Source organism: Pirellulales bacterium (genome assembly GCA_035546535.1).
Classification (GTDB): domain Bacteria; phylum Planctomycetota; class Planctomycetia; order Pirellulales; family JACPPG01; genus JACPPG01.
The window spans coordinates 1-21,762 of record DASZWQ010000186.1; the positions used below are offsets into that span (position 1 = coordinate 1).

Sequence of the window (21,762 nt, forward strand, 5' to 3'; positions counted from 1 at the left end):
GACGAACGAAGTAACAAGACACATGGCGAGCCTCCTTGGCGATGCGATTGGCGTGAGAACCTATCTGCATCGTGAACGGGGCTCGTCCTATTTCTCAAGAAGCTGTCAACGCTAGCAAAAACTGCGAAAGCCGAACTCAGACGCTGTTCCAAAACCGTGGTTGGGTGCCACTGGTGGCTCGTCCACCAGTGAGAAATTCTCGATAAGGCACTGGTAGGCAAGCTACCAGTGGCACACTTACCCAGTACGTCAGCAGGTTTTGAACCAGCGCCTAGCGAAGGTCACGCAAGCGCTTGATGAGAAGATTCGCCAGTAGCGTTATCGGATGGCTGCCCGAGATGCCCCAAGGGACGTTCCCGACGAACGTCAGCGCGAGGTTAAGGGCGCGCGGGGCAATAGTCAATGAAATCCTCGATGGATTTCACAATTTAACAAAGTGTGAATATCAGCAGCGGCCGAAATCGTGGCTCGGGATCTGACAATTGGCCCGGGCCGCGTGCCACGGAAGTTCTATTCGGCCTTCTGGGATTTGTGGCGAATGGCGTCGCGCAGTCGCGCGGCCTCCTCGAAGCGCTCGTCGCGCACCGCCTCGGCCAGTTGCCGATGCAAACCCGAAAGTTCGTCCGTGGGCGCGCTCAAGAGCGGGGCCGCCGTTTTGGCGGCCAGCTCGTCGCGCCAGCGCACCAGTTGCACGAGCTCGGCGCATTCGTCGGCCTTTTCCGACTGGCCGTAGTCTTCCAGAAACGCCCGGATGTCGCGGATGCCGGCATCGATGGCTGTGACCGCGGTCGGATAGTCTCCCAGCTCGACGAACGGCGTCGCCACCGCGCGCGAGTGCATCATCGTGACATAAGGCCGCCACTGATCGAATCGCAAGCGATCCCGGTCGTTCTTGGCATGGTCGCGGACGAATTTGAAGAGGATCAGGTTGCGCCGCGTGTCTCGGGCGCACAGCTCGTAGCGCTCCAAGTGCCAAAAGCTTAAATAGCGATGGTAGTACTGCACCCCCTCGCGCAGCAGCCGCTCGCAATCGTCCTCCGCCAGCGTAAAGGGGGCCGAATCAGGGTGCGCCGTGTCGTGGTCCTGCTGGGCGCGGCGATAAAACTCCAGCCACGACTCGCAGCCTTCCGGACGCTGGCCGTCGGGGCGGCCGTCGATTTCCATCTGCAAAAGGCCCAGATCGAGCCGCAATTGGATTTTCTCGCGCCCGTCTTCGCCGGCGATGATGCGGACCGACACCCGTTCAGGGTCGAAGTCCCAACCGTTGAGTATGTTCGAAATGTCGCGTGACACGTCGGTCCTTGGAAACGGTGCTGGCGAATAAAATCATGGCCGCGGCGCCCCCGCCCCGCGGGCAACGGCATGCCGGACGCACTGCCTCTTATTGTATGCGGGCGCCAAAAATCGGGCCGCGCCTCGGCTCCCACAAGCGCCCCAGGAAGGATACCTCATGGCGCGGCGGCCACGATAGGGCGCCCCGGCATGCCCCGCGGAATGAGCGCGAAACGAGCCAGGCCGACAGCTCGGCACGGACCGCGGGTGAAAGCAGGAGCTCCAGGCCAAAAAACCTGGGAGAGGCGCGCCGCTAGTCGTTCGCGTCGCGGACCAACGGCTCCATCGCCTTGGTGTTCCGCTCCACGGCCAGCACCACCGTCCGCTGCTCCAAACCGTTGGCACTGCTGGCCACGGCCGGAATCACTTGCCGGCAGTTGGGCAAGCTGAAGCGAACCGTGAACGTCCCGTCGGGACGCAGCCGCACCGGATCGCCCTGGAGCGTGACATGGGCATCGGGCTCGGTAGCGCCAAAGACAATCAACTCGGCGTCGAGCTCGAAATGAAAGTCGCGCTTCTTGCCCGCCAAGGCCTCGGCCCCCGGTCCGAAACGGGTCGCCATCGGCGAACCCATCGGCCGGCGCAGACGCTCTTCGAACAGTTGCTGCAGCTCGAGATTCGGCCCCTCGGCCGAGTAGCCGCCGCTGAGCGCGTACACCTTCTCGAAATCCTCGGCCACGGCGGCCCAGTTGCCGTCGATGGCGTCACTCGTTCCCGGCACGGGTGTGGTAACGACATTGCTGCGGCACAGGACGAAGAACTTGCCGTCCGCCGACAGGTAGCCGATGTCCAAGCGATAGCTCTTCGGCGGATCGACGACGTCGATGTACCAGTTGTTGACGCCGCCGTGGATTTCGATCGTCCGCCACAGCCGTTCCGCGGCGGTCGTCGATCCTCCGCCCGAAACCTCGAAGATCCGCAACACGGGCTTGGCGCCATGCCAATCCTTGCCCATGGCGGCTTCTGCTCGCTCGACACCGGTGCGTGTCAATTCCCAATAGGCATGGAGCCAGAAAGAATCGCGAACCATCGCCACGAGGCGGTCCTTGACCTGTCGCGATTGCTTTCCGTTGGTGGCTTCGAAAGCCAGGCTCTTCCAGCGATTCTGTTTCTCTTTGGCGTCTTGCAGGCGCTTGACGATGGCCGGATCCTTGGGCTTGGCGACCGGACGCGGCTGGGGCTTCCGCAGCCGGGCCGGCGCGTTCTTCGGAGCAGCCGCTTTGGCCATCGCGGCTTTGGCAATCGTGGCTTTGGCAACGCCGCCCGCTGCCTTTCCGTTCATGGGCTTCCCACCGGAGAGCTTCGCGCTGAGCCCTTTTGCGTTTAACACCGTGACATTCGACTTTCTCGTGGCGGGCACTGCGGCCTGCGTGCGCCCCTTGCTCACCGTCCGGGCCAATCGCGTCAGGACCTTGACGAGTTGGTCCTTACGCATCGAATGCCAGCCGCGCACGCCGCGCTTCTTGGCCATTTCTGCCAAATCTTTACACGAACGACTGTTGAGGGCGGCTGCGTTGATCAACGGACTAGTCTCCGGGATGCGTCGGGCGGCTGCCTTCGGCCGCCTGGTTCTTGTCGCGCCATCCCTGACAGTGCCGTACCATGCACCGCTGCGGCTCTCCGTAGCCGAGGGCGTTGACCGGCGCAGATTTCTCGCTCAACCTCGGCAGGCGAACGATCCGTCGAGCGTCGGTTTATCCACTAGAAAAAAACGCGAGAAAGGACAGCGGCCGATCGGAAAATCGTGGCAGGTAGGTCGTTGGAGTGCCCGTTGTCCTCTGCTCATACAAACCCGGGAGCACCGGGCTGCTTCTCATTTGGTCGGCGACCTTGGCGTCCGTTGGCGAGGCCTCCTTCATCGGCCCCCTCCAGCCCCCCTGCATGCGGAAGGCATGTCGCAAGGATCGCAGAACCTTAATCTAATCGAACGCGCCTCGCCATGCAACTAGTTTGAGGCGGAAAACGGACCCTGACGACGGCGATGGCGAATGGCATAGGTGCTTGCGTTACTTGCACTTACAACCCGCAAAGTCTGCCATTCTGTCGGTGTGGCAGCGATGCGGCGGCCGCGTTGCTCCGCAGCATCGACCAGATCGATTTGACGAGGCATTCCATAAGGCCGTCGGCGGCCGCGCCTCGAACGGCGGACTCACCAAATCGGAAGGACAGAAGTCGCATGATCACAACGCCTTGCAGCTCGCCGGAAAACTTTGTGAAAAAAAACACGAATTCCGACCTCCAGCCCGTTGACACCCCAAAAACCGCGGATTACAGTCCCGTTAAGTTCAATTTGCCGCCGGCATTTTGGGTCGTTGCCGGCCCTGCCCAGGGAACGTCCTGCGGCACTTCTTTGGGGGTCCTTGCTGGGCCCGGGGTTTTGGACAAGAGCACGATACGGGTGACGATTTAGGCGTTTTATTCACAGCACTTGGGAACAACTCTCGGCGGACTGACGCCGTGCCCACTCAGCCTCCCCCTGACCAATCGCCGATCACCGTCGCCATGCAATGGGCGACGCGGATCATGACGTTGGCGATCGAGATGGTGGTGCCGGGATTGGGCGGATTCTGGCTCGACGATCGCTTGGGAACCAAGGCGCTGTTTACGTTGATCGGATTCGGCCTGGGGGGCGCCTTCGCCCTCTGGCAACTGTTGAGGATGACGAAATCGCCCTCGGGGCGGACGACGAACTCGGGTTCGGGCGAGAACCGGGAACAACGCGGACCGTGAACGGCCACGATTCTTCGACGAGTAACGTTTGCCTGGCGAGCTGGGCTCGCCATGCGGGCGGCGTCGCGCTGTGGCTAACGGCAATCTGCCTTCTCGCCGCTCCCCTCATCTGGTTTTTGCAAGGCAGCGACGGTCTTGTCGCGGCAGGGATTGCCGCCCTTTTCTGCACCCTCTCGGCCATCGGTGCTCAGCTGATCGCCAGCCTGCTGGCGGGGCCCGCGTATCCCGTCCATGCAACCATGCTCGCCACGATGCTGCGGATGGCGCCCCCCTTGTTCTTGTGCATGCTCGTGGGCTTGCGTCGCGGTCCTTTGACCGAAGCAGGCATCGTGTTCTACATGATCGGCTTCTACCTGGTGACGCTGGCCGTCGATACCTGGCTGTCGGTTAGTCGCATTTCACCGGCCGTGTCTTCGAGGAAGGGTTAGTCATGGCTAGTGATGTATTCGATCCGGGCCATCTGTTCGGCCACGTTCAAGACGCCGAGCACATCGAGGTCTCGACCAAGGTCGTGCCCAGCGGCAAGATCGTCCTGCCGCAGCCGCTGCGGATGGACGAGCCCTTGTGGAGCGGCAAGACGGGGGTTGAATCGGTCGACAAGATTCGCATTTTTCAGCCGCTCGAGCTGAAGTTCACCAAGTTCATGCTGTTGGAAATGATCGTGGCCTTGGTCGTGGCCGTGGTCTTCATCCGGCTGGCCAACAAGATGTCGGCCGGCGATCGTCCCAAGGGGCGCATGTGGAACTTGCTCGAGGCGATGCTCTTGTACATCCGCGACGACGTCGCCCGCCCCGCCATCGGCGAGCACGACGCCGATCGCTTTTTGCCGTTTTTGTGGACGATGTTCTTCTTCGTGCTCGGTTGCAACCTGCTGGGCCTGGTTCCCTGGGCCGGTTCGGCGACCGGGGCATTGGCCACGACCGGCGCCTTGGCCTTTATGACGTTCGCCACCGTCGTCGGCGCCGGCATGGCGCAGTCGGGCTTTGTCGGCTTCTTCAAGTCGCAGGTGCCGCACATGGACCTGCCGGGTCCGCTGGCGATCTTTTTGATCCCGATGATCTTTGTCATCGAAATGATGGGGCTGCTCATCAAGCATTTCGTGTTGGCCGTGCGTCTTCTGGCCAACATGATGGCCGGCCACCTGGTGCTGGCCGTGATCGTGGCGTTTATCGCCGCCAGCGCCGGCTCCGCCGTTTTCTGGGGCGTCATGCCGGCCAGCGTACTCGGCGCGACCGCGCTCAATTTGCTCGAGTTGTTCGTGGCCTTTTTGCAGGCCTACATTTTTACGTTCTTGTCCGCGTTGTTCATCGGCATGGCCGTCCACCCGCACTAACCGTTAGTGACTATAGGACCGCCAGGCGGATCGATCGTTCAAACTTTGCTTAACAGGAGATGTCAGTCGTGAACAAATTGGTGAAGATCGGCGTGTTGATGTTTGTCGTTCTGTTGGTGGCTGCTCCTGTCTTCGCGCAGGACGGAACGCCGGCCAACGCCGCCGCGACCGGAAAGAGCGCGTTCAGCATCTACCTCGGCGGTGCCTTTGGCGCGGGCCTCGTGATCCTCGGCGCCGGTGCCGGCATCGGCAAGATCGGTAGCTCGGCCGTGGAGAGCATGTCGCGTCAGCCGGAAGCGGCGGGCAACATCCAGACGGCCATGATCATCGCGGCCGCTCTGATCGAAGGTGCCACGTTCTTCGGTCTGATCGTTTGTATGTTGTTCAATAACTAGCGCTCGCCACCGCGTTTTCGAAGGATGCATGCCATGGGCGTGTTGCGTATTGCATTGGTTCTGCTCGTGGGCGCGAGCGTCACGCTCGCGCTGGCCACTGGCACGGCGCTGGCCCAAGGGCATGGCGCGGACGAGCACGCGGCTGAAGCTGCACACGGCGACAGCCACGGCGCCGAAGCCGCGCATGGTGGTGAAGCGCATGGTGGCAGCCACGGCACGGATAGTGGCGGTAGCCACGGCGGGCACGAAGACCCCAGCCCCCTGACGGTCGACTTCGATCTGGCCATCTTCACGGTGCTGATCTTCGGCATCTTGCTGGCCGTGCTGTGGAAGTTTGCCTGGGGGCCGATTTCCGCGGCGCTCGATTTGCGCGAGCGGAAGATCTCGGACAACATCGCCGCCGCCGAACAGCTCAACCAGGAGGCCAAGAAGCTCCTGGCCGAGTACGAGGCCCGGCTCAATGCTGCCCGCGAGGAAGTCCGCGGCATTCTCGACGAAGCCCGGCGCGACGCCGAGCATGCCGGGCAGGAGATCGTTGCCAAGGCCCGGGCCGACGCCCAGGCCGAAACGCAGCGTGGCAAGCATGAGATCGAAACCGCCACGGCCCAAGCCCTCAACGAACTGGCCAAATCCAGCGCCAACCTGGCGGTGGACCTGGCCGGCAAGATTGTCGGCGCCAAGCTCACGGCAAGCGACCATGCAAGGTTGATCGAAGAGTCGCTGGCGAGCTTCCCTCGCGGGGATCACCGCCAGAATTAGGTACTAAGCGCTCAGCAACCCGAGCGGCGGAATGGTTTCCGCGTTGTCAGTGTTTGGTTCGTGATCGTTGGAAAGCAGCTGCCGCCTTTGGCGGTGGATAAATCGATATGTCGCAAAGCTCCGCCCAGCCCGAAACGAACGAAGCCGCCACCGAACCCGGTGCGCAGCGCGTGGCCGAGGTGTACGCCAAGGCGCTCATTGCGGCGGCCGAAAAGAGCGGGGCCACGGCGGCGGCGCTCGAGGAGCTATCGGCCATCGACAGCGAAGTGCTCGAGCGCTATCCACGATTGACCGCGCTGTTTGGCTCGGGTTTCGTCAGTGCCGAGGACAAGGTCAAGATCGTCGACCGCACGTTCGCGGGCCGCGTCTCGGCGCTGGTGCTCAACTTCCTGCGCGTGCTGGCCGAACACGAGCGGTTGGAGCTGTTGCGCGACATCGTGCGCGCCGCACGGAAGCAATACGACGAGATGCGCGGGCTGCTGCGCGTCGAGGTCACCACGGCCAGCCCGCTCACCGATGAGCTGGCGGCCAAGATTCAACAACAATTACGTGGCATGTTTGGCGGCGAGCCTGTGCTCGTCCCCAAGATCAAGCCCGAGCTGATCGGCGGCGTCGTCCTGCGCGTGGGCGATGCGGTGTACGACGGTTCGGTGGCGGCGCGGCTGGCAGACATCCGCGGTCGCATCATCAACAGGAGCGTCCATGAAATTCAAAGCCGACGAGATCGCTTCAGTCATCCAGCAGGAAATTGAGCAGTACGAATCGCAGGTCGACGTCCGCGAAGTCGGACGCGTTCTCGAGGTCGGCGACGGCATTGCGCGCGTGTACGGCCTGTCCGGCGTCATGGCCGGCGAAATGGTCGAATTCCCCAATGGCGTCACCGGGCTGGCCTTCAACCTCGAAGAGCATTCGGTCGGCGTGATCATCCTGGGCGATTACCTGACCATCAATGAAGGGGACGAGGTCAAGAGCACCGGTCGCCTGCTGAGCGTTCCGGTCGGCGACGCCGTGATCGGCCGCGTGGTCGATCCGCTCGGCAATCCGCTCGACGGCAAGGGACCGATCGTCACGAACGATCGCCGCCCGGTCGAATTCATGGCCCCCGGCATCGCCCAACGGCAGCCGGTGCGCGAGCCGATGCAGACCGGCATCAAGGCCATCGACGCCATGACCCCCATCGGTCGCGGTCAGCGCGAGTTGATCATCGGCGATCGCAAAACGGGCAAGACGGCGATCGGCATCGACGCCATCATCAATCAGCGCAATAGCGGCGTGAAGTGCTTCTACGTCGCCGTTGGTCAGAAGGAATCGACCGTGGCCGGCGTCATCGAGGCGTTGCGCAAGAACGGCGCCATGGACTACACCACCGTGATCCTTTCCGGCGCAAGCTCGCCGGCCCCGCTGCAATATGTCGCTCCCTACGCGGGCACGGCGATGGCCGAGCATTTCATGTACAACGGCGGCCACGCCTTGATCGTTTACGACGATCTTTCGAAGCAAGCCGTGGCATACCGCCAATTGTCGCTGTTGATGCGGCGTCCGCCGGGCCGCGAGGCTTACCCGGGCGACGTGTTCTACGCTCACAGCCGCTTGCTCGAACGTTCGGCCAAGCTCAGCGACGAACTGGGCGGCGGCTCGCTCACTTCGTTGCCGATCATCGAAACCCTGGAAGGCGAGGTGTCGGCCTACATTCCGACGAACGTGATTTCGATTACCGATGGGCAGATCTACTTGCAGCCGGACTTGTTCTTCGCCGGTCAGCGGCCGGCCATGAACGCCGGTATTTCGGTATCCCGCGTCGGTGGCGCCGCGCAGATTCCGGCCATGAAGAAGGTGGCCGGCGGTTTGCGGCTCGACCTGGCGGCCTTCCGCGAATTGGAAGCGTTTGCCCAGCTCGGCACCGACCTGGACGCGGCCACGCAGTCGCGCCTCGATCGCGGCTACCGCATGATCGAGCTGTTGAAGCAGGGCCAATACCAGCCGATGGACGTGATCGACGAGGTGCTCAGCATCTACGCCGGCACCCGCGGCCACTTGGACAAGATCCCCCGCGCCGAGGTCGCCGGTTGGGAGCAGGACTTCCTCCGCTTCATGCGCGAGCAAAAGTCCGAGATCCGCAACAAGATCGCCGAGACCAAGAAGCTCGAAGACGACACGACGGCCGCCCTGGAAAAGGCCATCACCGAGTTCCAGGCGCAATACGCCACGAAGAAGAAATAGGAGCTTTGCCACAGAGGTCACAGAGCACACTGAGAAACACAGGAAGAAGTCTGCAAAACAATGATGCGGGATGGAGTCAATGGCAGTCGGCTCCCGTCTTCGATTCATCATTCATCATTTTGCATTCATCATTCCGTCTCGGTGATCTCTGTGTGCTCTGTGGCTAGTCACTCATCATTCATCATTTAAAGTCATGGCCAAGGCACGAGCACTCGACAAACGCCGCAAGAGCATCAAGAACATCCGCAAGATCACGCGGACGATGGAATTGATCGCCACGGCGCGCTTCAAGAAGGCGATGGACCGCGCGAGCGCCGCCACGGCGTATACCAAGCGCATCACGGCGCTCGTGGCCGAGCTGGCCACCAGCGGCCTCGAGGTCAGCCATCCGCTGCTCGAAGCCCGCAGCGAAATCAAATCGGCCGCCTTGCTAGTGCTGACCGGCAATCGCGGGCTGTGCGGCGGCTACAACGGCAACGTCCTCCGCGCGGCGGTAACCCGCTACCGCGAGCTGCAGAGCACGATCCCCAACACGCACCTGGAAGTGTCGGGCAAGCGCGGTATCGCGGCTTTCAAGTATCGCGAGATCGCCTGCCAGCGCACGTTCACTCAGTTCGAGGACAAGGTCCGCTTCGACGAGATCGACGAGCTGGCCAACGGCTTTCTCGAAGATTACATCACCGGCAAGCTCGACCGCTTGGACGTGGCCTACACCCGTTTCGACAGCATTGCCAAGCAGGTGGCCGTGGTCGAAACGCTGCTGCCGCTCGGCGCGATCGCCGGCGCTGACGCGAGCGCCGCGCAGGCCAAGACCGGTCCGCAGTACGAATTCTTGCCCTCGGCCGAAAGCATTCTGGAAGAGGTCGTGCCGACCAGCTTCAAGGTGAAGCTGTTCAAGTGCTTCCTGGATGCGGCCGTGAGCGAACAGGTGGCCCGCATGGTGGCCATGAAAGCCGCCACCGAAAACGCCGACAAGATCATCAAGCACCTGACCATGACGTACAACCGGGCCCGCCAGTCGCAGATCACGGGCGAAATCATGGAAGTCCTCGGCGGCGTCGAGGCGCTGAAGGGATAAGGAAATGCAGAATGCAAAATGATGAATGATGAGATAGCACTGGAAACGGCCGCCGCCTTCCATTCATCATTCTGCATTTTTCATTCATCATTTGAAATCAAAACAGAATCCGAAAATCAAAAACAAACCTTCATAACCACAGGCACCACCTTCCCATGGCCACCATCACGCAAGGCAACGCCAGTAAGTCCGGGCACGCGACGCAAAACATCGGGTACGTCACGCAAGTGATCGGCTCGACGTTCGACGTCGAGTTCGACGAGGACAAGATGCCCGCGATCTACAACGCCGTTCGCATCGAGACCGAGCAGAAGGGGGTCAAGATTCGCCTGGTCGGCGAAGTGCAGCAGCACCTGGGCGGCGGCCGCGTCCGCTGCGTCGCCCTGGGCAGCACCGACGGTATGGTCCGCGGCCAGGAATGTCTCGACACCGGCAACCCCGTACAAGTGCCCGTCGGCAAGGCCACGCTCGGCCGGGTGTTCAATCTGGTCGGAGAACCGATCGACAATCGCGGTCCTGTCGATGCCGACGACCATTGGTCGATCCATCGCGAAGCACCGGCCGTGACCGACCTGTCGACCAAGACCGAATTGTTCGAGACGGGCATCAAGGTCATCGATTTGCTCACGCCGTTCGTCCGCGGTGGTAAGGCCGGGCTGTTCGGCGGTGCCGGGTTGGGCAAGACCGTTATTCTCACCGAGCTGATCGCTCGTATCGCGAGTGCCCACGGCGGTTACTCGGTGTTCGCCGGCGTCGGCGAGCGGACCCGCGAAGGGACCGACCTGTGGCTGGAAATGCAGGAAGCCAAAATCGGCGACACGGGTCGCAGCGTTATCGAGCAGACCTGCATGGTGTTCGGACAGATGAACGAGCCGCCTGGCGCCCGTTTGCGGGTCGCCCTGTCGGCGTTGACGATGGCCGAATACTTCCGCGACACGACCGGCGCCGACACGCTGTTGTTTGTCGATAATATCTTCCGCTTCTCGCAGGCTGGTAGCGAAGTATCCGCGCTCTTGGGTCGTATGCCCTCGGCCGTGGGTTATCAACCGACGTTGGCCACCGAAATGGGCGCCTTGCAGGAGCGTATCGCTTCGACCTCGAAGGGGGCCATCACGTCGGTGCAAGCCGTGTACGTGCCGGCCGACGATCCGACCGATCCCGCCCCGGCCACGGCCTTCGGCCAGCTCGACGCGTTCTTGTACCTGGAGCGTTCGATCAGCGAAAAGGGCATTTATCCGGCGGTCGATCCGCTGGCCTCCAGCAGCCGCATTCTCGATCCGCAGTACGTGGGCGAGCGTCATTACGCGATCGCCCGCCGCGTGCAGCGCACTTTGCAGCGCTATCGTGAATTGCAGGACATCATCGCCATTCTCGGCGTCGATGAGTTGAGCGAAGAGGATAAGCTGGTCGTACACCGTGCCCGCCGCATGGAGCGGTTCCTGTCGCAGCCGTTCCTCGTGGCCGAAGTGTTCACGGGCAAGCCGGGCGAAATCACGTCGCTGGCCGACACCATCCGCAGCTTCGAGGAAATCGCCGACGGCAAGTGGGACCACCTGCCGGAAAGCGCGTTCATGTACGTCGGCCCGATCGAGCAGGCCGACGAGCAAGCCAAGAAGATGGCGAAGAAATAGTAGCCAGTAGTCGGTTGCCAGTAGTCAGTGTTCAATACGACCTCTGGTTACCGACACTCGCGAAAACCGACAACGTCGCCATTTCCTTACTGACTACCGACTACTGTCTACTGTCTACTGACTACTGACTACCGACTACTGCAATGTCCCATTCCGAAGCGCACGCGGGCGTCCACATGAGCGTTCCTGGAGAAGCCCAGATGAGCGGCGTTCACATTTTGACCGTGATCGTCGTCACGCCCGAAGCGACGGTGCGCGAAACGCCGGCGCAATTCGTCGTGGTGCCGCTGTACGACGGAGAGCTGGGGATCGCCCCCAACCATAGCGCCATGATCGGCCGGCTGGGGTATGGCGAAATGCGGATCGTCGAAGGGAACCGCACGGACCGGTACTACGTCGACGGCGGCTTCGTGCAGGTGTCGCACAACGTGGTCTCGGTGCTCACCAATCGCGCGGTGCCGGCCGAACAAATCGACGGCGAGGCCGCGGCCGAGCAGCTGAGTGCCGCCCGCCATCGCCCGGCGCACACGCCCGAGCTCTTGGCAATTCGTGAACGGGTCGAGCTGCAAGCCCGGGCCCAGATTCGCGTGGCGGCTCGTGTTGGCAAGCCGACCGGGTCGCACGCCGGCAGCGGCCACTAAGCCGACTCTCACCGTGAAATCTGGGGCGCCATGCTCACGCTCGCGTGAGCATGTAGTTCGCAAAGCCTCGCCCGATTCTTCGCGAGGTCAGCGGGGCCACGGCGAGCGCGGCCACGGCACCCTGAGCCAGTAGATATCTCAGGAAACCCGTCTGAAAGTGATCGACGGGTCTTCCTCCAGCACGGCAGCAAGGAAGCCAGTCGCGCGATTCGATGGTGTATTCGTAGGGCATCGTGAGGTAAAGCTGAGTCGTTTAGTCTAGTCGGCTGGTGTGGTCACGGCCCTCGCGGCGGCACGAATTCCGCCGATCGCGGCTTATCCACGACTAGCGGCTGCTTATCGCCCACGTTGTGTTGCCATTCTTCGAGCAGACGCGTCATCCGTGCGATCTGCTCGGCACTTCGCGAGTCGCTCGATAGGTCCCGCATCTCGTCCGGGTCGTTCGCCAGATCAAATAGCTGCGTGCGATTGATCTGCGGATAGCGAATCAATTTCCAACGCTCGTCGCGTACGGCCCGCTGCACGTCGCGATAGGCGGTCCCTAGACTGTCACGCACTTTCGCCTTCTCGCCGCGCAGGATCGGCGCCAGGCTCTGGCCGTCGACCTCGTCGGGCGTCTTCGCACGGGCCAGGGCGCAAATCGTCGGCAACAGATCGAGCAGATAGACAAGGGCCTCGGACGAACCGTGCTTGATGCCCGGCCCCGTGAATACCAGCGGCACGTGCATCGAGTGTTCGTACAGATTCTGCTTGCCGAACAGACCGTGACTGCCGACGGCCAGGCCGTGATCCGACGTGAAGATAACGATCGTCTCGCCGGCGTCTTTCTGCTCGGCAAGCGCCGCCAGCAAGCGGCCGATGTGAAAGTCGAGCCCGCTGATCACGGCGTAATACTCGCGCAATTGCCGGCGCACTTCTTCCGGTGTGCGCGGCCAGGGGGCCAGCCGCTCGTCGCGCACGGTCATCTCGCCATTGTCAAACGGGTGTACAGGCAGGTAATTGCGAGGCAGCGGAATCTCGTCCTCGGGGTACAAATCCAAGAACCTCTGCTCGGCCACGCGCGGGTCGTGCGGCGCTTCGAACTCCAGCACCATCAGCCACGGCGCTGGCTCGCGATAGGAATCGAGAAACCTGATCGCGCCGTCGACGATCGTGTGGCCCGGCTCGCCGCTGGTGCGCTCGCGCTCGTCATCGTCGAGATACTGGCTGCGATCGAAACGTTTATGGATCTCGCGCGCGACGTTGCCGCGCTTGCCGTGGTGATAGGTGAAATACCCCGTGCTTTTGAGAGCGTCAGGCAAGTTCGGCCCGTTGCCGGGAGCGAGCCCCTTGGGCCAATCACGAAAATAAGTCTGGCCCGACAGCAGCATGTTCCGGCTGGGGGTGCAGACGGCGGGCTGATTGCTACCCAGGCAGTAGGCATTCCGAAACGCGAACCCCTCGCGTACCAGACGATCGAGATGCGGCGTTTTGACGCTCGTGTTCCCCAGGGCGGCGATGCCATCGGCGCGCAAGTCGTCGGCCACCAGCAGCAGAATATTCGGCGATTTCGCGGTCGCTTCGGCGGCGGTGGCAAGTCGCGCGGCGGTCAGGACGAGCGTCGCCAGCAGAGTCACTTGCGCGAACCGTCGTGCAGTAAGAAACACGATTTCGTAAGCTTTTGCTGGGTGTTGGAAGTAAGGCCGCTGACGAGATTGTAAGGTCGCCGCCACCGCCTGTAAAAATTCAAAAAGCGATTAGCTTCTCGCCAGGCAATTTGCGATAATCCGGGGCAGCGGCCGCGAGAGCGACAGGGAAACTCGCGGGGGGCTTCCTCCGCTACGCTCGCGCTCGAACGGTTCGCCAGGAACAAAGAGTCGAACAATCGGCGGAGGCTATCGATATGCGGTTGTCGCGCATCATGCGGCAGGTCGCCGCTCTCTCGTTGGCTGTGGGTTTCTTTGCCCCGCAGTTTTTCCGTGTAACACAGCTGCGCGCGGGACCAACGTCGCGAGGCACTGACTAGCGAATCGATGTCTAAGAGTCCGAATGTAAAGAGCGATCGGAACAGGGAACATTTACGAAGCGGATCTCGGAGCGGGAGACCAACATGAACAGGCAGGGATACGTACGGCAAGGCATCGCGGCAATTCTTTTTGCTTCGGTAGCAGTTTTCACATCGGCCGCTCTCGTCACGACACAGGCCGCCGAGCCTGCGACCAGAGACAAGGCGCCTGCGACGAAAGGCCAAGCACCCGCGACAAAAGACAAAAAGGGCGGCACCAGGCACGCTGAGAAAGAATCGCAGCCCGCCGAGGCACAGGTCCTGCTCGACAAGGCCCTTTCGGCCGAGGCCACGGGCGACACGCAGGCACGTGGCGAGTATCTGCAACAAGCGCTGGCGGCGGATCCTGATTTCGCGCCGGCCCATTGGCAGCTTGGCGAAATGAAGATCGACGGCCAATGGCTGTCGGTCGATAGTGCCGCGGCCACCAGCACGATGGCCGCAAAATTCCATGAATACCGGCTACGCCGCGCCAAAACTCGTGCCACGGCCGACGAGCAGATCAAGTTCGCCGCGTGGTGCAGCGAGAAGGGACTGACGGATCAAGCGCGGATGCACCTGCAGGCGGCCATGTCCATGCGCCCCACGCACAATCAGCAGCGCGACATCATGAAGAAGCTCGACCTGGTGCGTTATCAGAAGCAACTGATGCCTGCCGCCAAGGCCGACTTGTACAAGAAGCACGACAAGGAACTCGAAGCGTTGATGCACAAGTGGAAGCCGATCCTGACGCGCTGGCGCGGCGATCTGGAAAGTCGCGATGCCAGCCGGCAAATCGACGCGGAACAAAAACTGAACGACATCAAGGACGTCGCCGTCATTCCGGTGCTGGAAACCGTTTTTGCCAAGTCCGGGGCCACGGCCGGCGCGGCAGCCGTCAAGGTCATCGCCGCCATGCCCGAGATCAAGGCCTCGGAATCGCTGGTCCGTTTCGCCGTTCTGGCCGAGAACGAGGAAGTGCGCCAAGCAGCTGCCGAAGCGCTTCGGTCGCGCGACGTCTTCAGCTATGTGCCGATGCTGCTCGCGGGCCTGAGCAATCCGATCGAAATCAGCTTCCAGTCGTTTGCCGGCGAAGGGGGCATTTTTGGCGAGCGCTTGACCCTCTATCGCGAGGGGCCCGAAGCCAACATGTTGTACACCTCGGGCGTGACCGCGCTCCCGAATTTTACGCCCGCCGTGGGCGGCCTCACGATCCCACAAACGGCGCAAGCCGAGCAGCGCGTCGCCGCCCAAGCGGCCCAGGACAGCGTCACCGCGCAGGCCGCCATGGCCGAGAATGCTCGGTCGGCGTGGGCCAACGAGCGGATCATCGCCGCGTTGCGCATCGCGACAGACAACGACAGCATGGGCGAAGATGCCAAGGATTGGTGGAACTGGTGGTCGGAGTACAACGAGCTGCACTACGCCGGCAGTCCGGAAACGTACGAGATCAATCGCTCGACGTACACGTACTACGGGGCGGCGACCTATTATCCCACCCCGTCGACGGCGCCGGCTCAATCCTCGTCTCAGTCGTCTCAACTGTCCGACTCCAAGACCACGCCGACGTACCAGCCGCCTACTCTTAACACCAGACCAGGGCAGCCGGCGTCCACATATCGTTACGGTCTGCCCACGAACATGCACTGGGATAGCGGCAAGATCGCCTGCTTCGTGCCGGGCACGATCGTGTGGACGGTCACCGGCAAGATGCCGATCGAGGAAGTGCGCGTCGGCGACCTGGTGCTGTCGCAAAATGTCGAAACCGGCGAGCTCGCCTACAAGCCGGTCGAGCGCGTTACCAAGGGGCCGCCGCTGCCGCTGGTCGAGATTCATGTCGGCCAGCAGACGATTCGCTCGACGATGGGGCACCTGTTCTGGGTCTCGGGCACTGGCTGGCGCATGGCCAAGGAATTGAAAGTCGGCGACCGCCTGCACACGACCAAGGGCACGCTCGCGATCGACAGCGTCGAAAAGACCGGCGAGGCGTCGTGCCACAACCTGGTCGTGACCGACTTCACCACCTTCTTCGTCACCGACGAGCAGATCCTGGTCCACGATATCGACGTACACGGACCGACGCTCTGTACCGTGCCGGGATTCTCGGCCAATTAAACGGGAGGAGGCAACTGCGGGAAGCGGGCAGCCTTTGAGCGAGGCCAGGCAGAAACAGGGGAATGGAACGAATTGGGCCAGGAACAGATCTGGAACAGGAGCAGGGAATGAAAAGGCATTTGGTCGTTTGGGCCGCCGTCGCGGCCGCCTTCGCAATGGAATCTTCGTGTCCGTGGGCCTACGCGGCCACCCCGGCCGACAAGGGCGTGCCGGGCAAGGGTTCGGCGCCGACTGATAGTGCGCCCGCCGATAGTGCATCCGTCGAGGCCGCGGCGCTTGTGCGCAAGGCGCTTCTGGCCGAGGTCGCGGGAAACCTGCAGGCGCGGGCCGATGCGCTGCGCCAGGCGGTAACGATCGCACCGGAATTCGCGCCGGCCCATTGGCAATCGGGCGAAGTGAAAGTCGGTGAGCGCTGGCTGGCCGTCGAGGATGCCGCGCGCGAGAACGAATGGTCGGGCAAGTTTCTGAGCTATCAAAAATCGCGCGCGGCCGCGCCGCAGACCGCTGATGGCCAGATGGCCCTGGCCCGCTGGTGCAAGGAGCAAGGGCTCGTCGAGCAGGAAAAAATCCATCTTGCCAATGCACTCCGCCTGGCCCCCGCCAAGGGAAAACGCGCCGAAGTGATCAATAAGCTCGGGTTCGTCCGCTACCGCCATCAATTGATGCCGGCCGCCACGGCCGAGGTATTGAAGAAGCAGGCCAAGGAGGCCGAGGCGGCGCTTGCCAAGTGGAAGCCGATTCTCACGCGGCTGCGCGGCGATTTGGAAAGCCGCGACAAGAACCGGCAGGAAACGGCCCGGACAAAGCTAAAGGAATCGCAGGATCCGGCGATCATTCCGGCCTTGGAAGCGGTGTTTGCGACGGCCAGGCCCGAGATCGGCCAGGCGGCCATCGATGCGCTCGTCGCCCTGCCGCAACAAGCGGCGACGGATTCGCTCGTACGGTTTGCGCTTTTTGCCAAACATGATGGCATGCGACAGGCGGCCGCGGTGGCGCTTAAGGAACGCGATTTCTTCACGTTTGTTCCCTTCCTGTTGTCGAACATGCAAATGCCGATCGAAGTCAGCTTCACGGCCAGCCCATTCCATTCGCGCCTCTCTCTGTTTCGCGAAGGACCTTTGTTTAATTCCAGCTACACATCGACCGTAGACGGTCAACCGTATCTCGCACTCTTACCCGTGCTCAACGGCGCCGTTCTCGGGCCTACGATGCGCAATCCGGATATGGCTGCTACCTCGGAACTTAAAGATCTGGCCGTTGCGAATGCCGCGCTTGAAGAGAATCAACGTGTCGCTCTTGTCAATGAGCGCGTCGCTCAGGTGCTCAAGGGCGCGACCGGCAACGACTTTGATTCCGATCCGAAAGGGTGGTGGGATTGGTGGGCTCAGTTTAACGAGGTGAACTATGCTCAAGAGAAGCCGACGTACGAAAACGCGCGTTATAACCTCATTCCACGAAGTCACAGCTGTTTTGTCCCCGGCACGCTCGTCTGGACGGTGACGGGCACTGTGGCCATCGAGAACGTGCAAGTCGGTGATTGGGTGCTCTCTCAGAACGTCGATTCAGGCGAGCTCACTTATAAGCCTGTCGAAGCCGTGACGCATGGTACGCCGCTGCCGCTGGTCGAGATTTGCATCGGCCAGCAGACCATCCGCGCTACCCACGGCCATCTGTTCTGGGTAGTTGGTACTGGCTGGCGCATGGCCAAGGAGCTGAAGGTCGGCGATCGCCTGCACACCACCAAAGGCACGCTCACGATCGACACCGTCGAAAAGACGGGCGAGGCCGCCTGCCATAACCTGGTGGTTCGAGACTTCAACACCTACTTTGTGACCGACGCGATGATCCTGGTCCACGATATCGAGATCCGTGGGCCAACGACGGCAATCGTGCCAGGATTGACTGCGGAATAGCGCGTACGCACGCCCGTTAAGAGCGCGCTGCAGCGGTCGCCCTCACCCTGCCCTCTCCCGGAGGGAGAGGGTTCTGAAAATGCGCAGAAACGCGAAACACCCAAAGTGGACGCAGCGCTGCGTCCGCTTTATCGGTGTCGCCAGGTGAGTTTGCAGCCGGGCACGCGCTCGATAATGTCTTTGCCTAGCGCGCGCGACGGCGTCGAAAAGCCGGCCGGCAACTGCCCGGCCAGCGCCGCGGCGACGAACATCAGCGACGTTTCGACCGTCAGCGGGTAGCCGCCGGGGGTCTCGAGCGTGGCCTCGGCGAAGCGACCTTGGTCATCCTCGACGCGTCCCCAGAACGACGCGCGGCTGGCGCTCAGTTCCTGCGCGCTTGGCCCCGGCACTGTGCGCTCGATGCGCCGCCGCGCGAAGCGCTGGATCGGTCCCCACGCGGCCAAGGGCAACAGCCAGCGCAATCGCCGCATCTGGCGCACCTGGCCCGGCGGCATGGCCACATAGACTTCGATATTCTTGATGCCGGTCGAGTAAAAGGCTCCGGCCACGTCGCCCCACGGAATGGTGACGGCGCTCAAGCGGCGGCCGGGGAAATCGATCTCCCGCGTCTTCCAAGCCGTCGGCACGCGCTCGATGCGACCATCGATGCGCACGCGGCCGCCGTGCGGCAGGCTTTCGAGCGAGGTCTTCGCCGTGCCTGGACTCAATCCGCCCGACGATTCGAAGGCCAGCATCAACCGCTGGGCCGACGGCAGCGCCGCGGCCAACTGCGCGGCAAGGCAATCGCTGGGCACGATGTCAAAACCCACGGCCGGGATGACGGCCACACCGGCACGCCGAGTCTCCTCATGCCGGCTGGCGGCCAGCTCGATGACGTCGATTTCGCCGGTGATATCCAGGTACGTCGCGCCGGCACGCAAGCAGGCGTCCATCATCGGGCGTGCCGTGGCCGAAAAGGGACCCGCGCAGTGCAAGACGACGCGGATGCCTGCGAGATGTTCCGCGGCGGAATCATCGAGGCCAAAGGTGCGCGACGGGCAACCGAGCCGGACGGCGAGCGGTTCGATCGCCGCGGCACTACGACCGGCCAGCACAGGTCGTAATCCGCGTCGCACGGCCTCTTGGGCAATCATGCGGCCGGTGTAGCCGTTGGCACCGTAGATCATCCAGTCGGCGGCATCCGTCATGGCGAAGACTAGCGAGGGATTTGCGCGCGGCGCCGGCGGAACATGAAAAAGACGCACACCGCTGCCGTAGCCGCCAACACGCCGCTGGCCGGCTCGGGCGTGGGAAGAATCACGTACGGCTGCACGTTGAAGAACGTCGTTTGCGTATTGGGAACAAAGCCGGCGCCAGAATAACGACGGCCCCCGTCGGTAGCAATGCAGCGGAATCGCGGCGAAAGGCCTGCCCCCCCCCCAATGGCGACTAGAGCCGTGGCGACGTCCGCGCCCCTCTAAACACCGCGGCCGCGCTTCAGGAAATGATCTGCCGCTTGCGGCTCACATAGTCCCACACCACGTACCGGTCCAGGTCGCGGCCGGCGGTGAAGAAGACCCGCCCCTTGGTCGATTCGGCCAGGCGGTAGGCGAACTGCACGTCCTCGCGCGATTGCGACCAGCTCGACAGTAAGAAGATATTGATCGTGATGCCGTCGCGCTGACAGAGTTGCCCCTCGCGCATGGTCGCCTTTTCGGTCCGCTCGTCGGGCGGGTAGCAGAGGTGCAATTGCTCCCCCTCGAAATGCGCCGTCGGCAGCCCGTCGGTGATCAGGATCACCTGCCGGTTCGGCGTGGGCTGCAGGGCCAGGAACTTGCGCGACATGGCCAGCGCGTGCTGGATGTTGGTGAAATGCTGCGGCACCTGGGCCTCGGAGATATCCTCGCGACTCATGTCGATGCGATACCGCACCCAGGGGTCGAAGATCGTGACCATCTTCGGCAGTAGCGAAGCGACCTCGCTCACGTGCCGCGGCTTGGCGAACGTGTACATCTCGATGAATTGCAAATAATCGCCGGGAAATTCGCGGCGAATCAGGCCGTCCAAGGCCAGCCCCATCCGCTTGACGTTCATGTACAGGCCGCCATAGCGCATCGAGCCGCTCATGTCCATCAGCACCACCGTGGCGCACTTGGGCGTATTGCGCGTGCGATGGATCTCGATATCTTCGCTTCGCAAACGGATCGGCAGGGCCGCGCCGCCGCGCACCATGGCGTTGGTGAGCGTTGCCGGAATATCCATCTGCGCGACCGAGTCGCCGAACTCGTACGGCTTGGTGTTTTGCAGCTCGACGGCACCTTCGCCGACGATCGGCCCTTGATGGCGTCCGGTGCGCGAGGGTTCCAGCTCACTGAAAATGCGCTCCAGCAGCTTGCCCTGGAATAGCCGATACGCCTTGGGTGTCAGCCGAAAACCGTGCCGCGTTTTTTCCAGACCCTGTTGCTCGGCCAGGTCGCGCAAATAGTCTTGAATCTGCTGGTGCAGGGCGTTCAGTTGTTCGATGTCGCCCGGGTTCGCGAACTCCGACAACTGCTCCATGTCAATGACGCCGATCTGCGCCGTGCGGGCCGCCTCTTCGAGCTGCTTGAGAAGCTCGTCGATTTTTTCCAGCTCTTCCTTGACTTCGAGCGCTCGGGGGATTGTCAGCCGCTCGTGACCGGTGAACTCGTACTTCCCGGCCAGCTCGTCGATCTGATACTTGTCGCCCAGCCGCTCGGCCAGGCGTAACAGGTCGTTGGCGAATTCGCTGCGCTCGCCGCCGGCCAGGTACCAGAGCTGCTCGATCTCGCGCAGCTGCTCGTCCTTGAAGGCCCGTTCGACGGCCTTGCGCAATTGCTTGGGAGGGCGCAACTCGCGTCCTTCGTCCTGGTAGCGCGCGGCCGCTTCTTTTTGCACTCGGCCCGTTTCGTAGGTGGAGAGGATCTTCTCCTTGCGCGCGAGCAGCATTTCCCGCAAGGCTTCGAGGCTCGGCCCCAGCCCGGCGATCTGGCTCGGATCCAACTGGATCGCTCGCGACAGCTCTTCTTCCGTCAGCTCGCGCATGCTGCCGTACATCAGCATGTGCTCGAAAGCCGAGGAGACCATGTCCGGCGGCGGTTGCGTGGGGCTGGGAAAGTTCTTGGGGTCGTACTTCTGGTACGTGTGGATCACGCCGCCCAGCGGTGTTTTGTCGGCCATAAACGTGCGCGCTTCTGCTGGCAATCCGGAACCGCAACGCGCGCATACCACAGCTCGTCGTACGCGGCCGGCGGCTTACAGATTGTTGTCCGGCCAATGCCCGCGGGCAAGCAGCGTCTGTTCACGGCTCGCTAAAGCCCGTGCCGCGCTACCGCGCGGCCACCTTCGTGGGCGGTTTGTCGGACGAGCCTTTGGCCCGGGCCGGCTTCCCTTCGAGGAACATGGTGCAACCGCCATTGCCCGAGATTCGCAGGCGGAATTCCTGCAAGCTCTCTTCGATGCAGACACCGACCGAGTGGCCGCTGATCTTGGCATCGGGCTCGACCTGCCACCATTTGCAATCCTTGCACAGGCCCCATTGCTGCTCGTCCCTGTGATGTCCGCCGCTGTGTGAACCATTGTGGTGCGACATGAT

The 21,762-nt window shown here is 62.4% G+C and carries 19 protein-coding genes; 13 read left to right on the forward strand and 6 right to left on the reverse strand.

Annotation, left to right across the window (positions count from 1 at the left end; genetic code table 11):
• Window positions 1–510: 510 nt before the first annotated feature.
• Entirely contained in the window at window positions 511–1,293 is a 783-nt protein-coding gene (locus tag VHD36_21890; protein ID HVU89999.1) for a UvrB/UvrC motif-containing protein, read from the reverse strand.
• Between the two features lie 292 nt (window positions 1,294–1,585).
• Complete coding sequence (locus tag VHD36_21895; GenBank protein ID HVU90000.1) at window positions 1,586–2,803, reverse strand: DUF4912 domain-containing protein; 1,218 nt, start codon at window positions 2,801–2,803, stop codon at window positions 1,586–1,588.
• Window positions 2,804–3,789: 986 nt separating this feature from the next.
• Here VHD36_21895 and VHD36_21900 point away from each other — a divergent pair.
• The 10 genes from VHD36_21900 to atpC all read left to right on the forward strand — a co-directional run bounded on the left by VHD36_21900 (window position 3,790) and on the right by atpC (window position 12,119).
• Complete coding sequence (locus VHD36_21900) at window positions 3,790–4,062, forward strand: AtpZ/AtpI family protein (protein HVU90001.1); 273 nt, start codon at window positions 3,790–3,792, stop codon at window positions 4,060–4,062.
• Window positions 4,059–4,490: a hypothetical protein gene (locus tag VHD36_21905; protein HVU90002.1), complete on the forward strand. Its 432-nt coding sequence runs from the start codon at window positions 4,059–4,061 to the stop codon at window positions 4,488–4,490. Before VHD36_21900 ends, VHD36_21905 begins: the two co-directional genes overlap by 4 nt.
• Before the next feature lie 2 nt (window positions 4,491–4,492).
• On the forward strand, window positions 4,493–5,395 hold the full coding sequence (gene atpB / locus VHD36_21910; protein HVU90003.1) for a F0F1 ATP synthase subunit A: 903 nt from the start codon (window positions 4,493–4,495) through the stop codon (window positions 5,393–5,395).
• Window positions 5,396–5,583: 188 nt separating this feature from the next.
• The gene (gene atpE / locus VHD36_21915) at window positions 5,584–5,790 is read left to right on the forward strand and encodes an ATP synthase F0 subunit C (protein ID HVU90004.1); all 207 of its coding nucleotides are present in this window, start codon (window positions 5,584–5,586) and stop codon (window positions 5,788–5,790) included.
• A gap of 33 nt (window positions 5,791–5,823) precedes the next feature.
• The gene (gene atpF / locus VHD36_21920) at window positions 5,824–6,549 is read left to right on the forward strand and encodes a F0F1 ATP synthase subunit B (protein HVU90005.1); all 726 of its coding nucleotides are present in this window, start codon (window positions 5,824–5,826) and stop codon (window positions 6,547–6,549) included.
• 107 nt (window positions 6,550–6,656) lie between these two features.
• Window positions 6,657–7,301, forward strand: coding sequence for an ATP synthase F1 subunit delta (atpH, locus tag VHD36_21925; protein HVU90006.1), 645 nt, complete (start codon window positions 6,657–6,659; stop codon window positions 7,299–7,301).
• Window positions 7,252–8,769: a F0F1 ATP synthase subunit alpha gene (gene atpA, locus VHD36_21930; GenBank protein ID HVU90007.1), complete on the forward strand. Its 1,518-nt coding sequence runs from the start codon at window positions 7,252–7,254 to the stop codon at window positions 8,767–8,769. Before atpH ends, atpA begins: the two co-directional genes overlap by 50 nt.
• Before the next feature lie 193 nt (window positions 8,770–8,962).
• Window positions 8,963–9,847 carry an ATP synthase F1 subunit gamma gene (gene atpG, locus VHD36_21935; GenBank protein ID HVU90008.1) on the forward strand — a complete coding sequence of 295 codons (885 nt, stop codon included), beginning with the start codon at window positions 8,963–8,965 and terminating at the stop codon, window positions 9,845–9,847.
• Between the two features lie 155 nt (window positions 9,848–10,002).
• Window positions 10,003–11,478 carry a F0F1 ATP synthase subunit beta gene (gene atpD / locus VHD36_21940; GenBank protein HVU90009.1) on the forward strand — a complete coding sequence of 492 codons (1,476 nt, stop codon included), beginning with the start codon at window positions 10,003–10,005 and terminating at the stop codon, window positions 11,476–11,478.
• A 176-nt stretch (window positions 11,479–11,654) separates the two neighbouring features.
• On the forward strand, window positions 11,655–12,119 hold the full coding sequence (atpC, locus tag VHD36_21945; protein ID HVU90010.1) for an ATP synthase F1 subunit epsilon: 465 nt from the start codon (window positions 11,655–11,657) through the stop codon (window positions 12,117–12,119).
• 275 nt (window positions 12,120–12,394) lie between these two features.
• Here atpC and VHD36_21950 read toward each other — a convergent pair whose 3' ends face one another.
• A complete protein-coding gene (locus VHD36_21950) occupies window positions 12,395–13,735 on the reverse strand; it encodes a sulfatase-like hydrolase/transferase (protein HVU90011.1) in 1,341 nt (446 codons plus the stop codon).
• 473 nt (window positions 13,736–14,208) lie between these two features.
• On the opposite strand from VHD36_21950, the gene VHD36_21955 reads away from it, so the two are divergent.
• Window positions 14,209–16,257 carry a polymorphic toxin-type HINT domain-containing protein gene (locus VHD36_21955; protein HVU90012.1) on the forward strand — a complete coding sequence of 683 codons (2,049 nt, stop codon included), beginning with the start codon at window positions 14,209–14,211 and terminating at the stop codon, window positions 16,255–16,257.
• A 107-nt stretch (window positions 16,258–16,364) separates the two neighbouring features.
• Window positions 16,365–18,170: a polymorphic toxin-type HINT domain-containing protein gene (locus VHD36_21960; GenBank protein HVU90013.1), complete on the forward strand. Its 1,806-nt coding sequence runs from the start codon at window positions 16,365–16,367 to the stop codon at window positions 18,168–18,170.
• Window positions 18,171–18,298: 128 nt separating this feature from the next.
• On the opposite strand, the gene VHD36_21965 is transcribed toward VHD36_21960, so the two are convergent.
• Complete coding sequence (locus tag VHD36_21965; protein HVU90014.1) at window positions 18,299–19,357, reverse strand: saccharopine dehydrogenase NADP-binding domain-containing protein; 1,059 nt, start codon at window positions 19,355–19,357, stop codon at window positions 18,299–18,301.
• Between the two features lie 42 nt (window positions 19,358–19,399).
• On the opposite strand from VHD36_21965, the gene VHD36_21970 reads away from it, so the two are divergent.
• Window positions 19,400–19,531, forward strand: coding sequence for a hypothetical protein (locus VHD36_21970; GenBank protein HVU90015.1), 132 nt, complete (start codon window positions 19,400–19,402; stop codon window positions 19,529–19,531).
• Between the two features lie 115 nt (window positions 19,532–19,646).
• On the opposite strand, the gene VHD36_21975 is transcribed toward VHD36_21970, so the two are convergent.
• Both VHD36_21975 and VHD36_21980 read right to left on the reverse strand, forming a co-directional pair.
• Window positions 19,647–21,347: a hypothetical protein gene (locus tag VHD36_21975; GenBank protein HVU90016.1), complete on the reverse strand. Its 1,701-nt coding sequence runs from the start codon at window positions 21,345–21,347 to the stop codon at window positions 19,647–19,649.
• Between the two features lie 148 nt (window positions 21,348–21,495).
• Window positions 21,496–21,759: a hypothetical protein gene (locus tag VHD36_21980; protein HVU90017.1), complete on the reverse strand. Its 264-nt coding sequence runs from the start codon at window positions 21,757–21,759 to the stop codon at window positions 21,496–21,498.
• Window positions 21,760–21,762 lie beyond the last annotated feature (3 nt).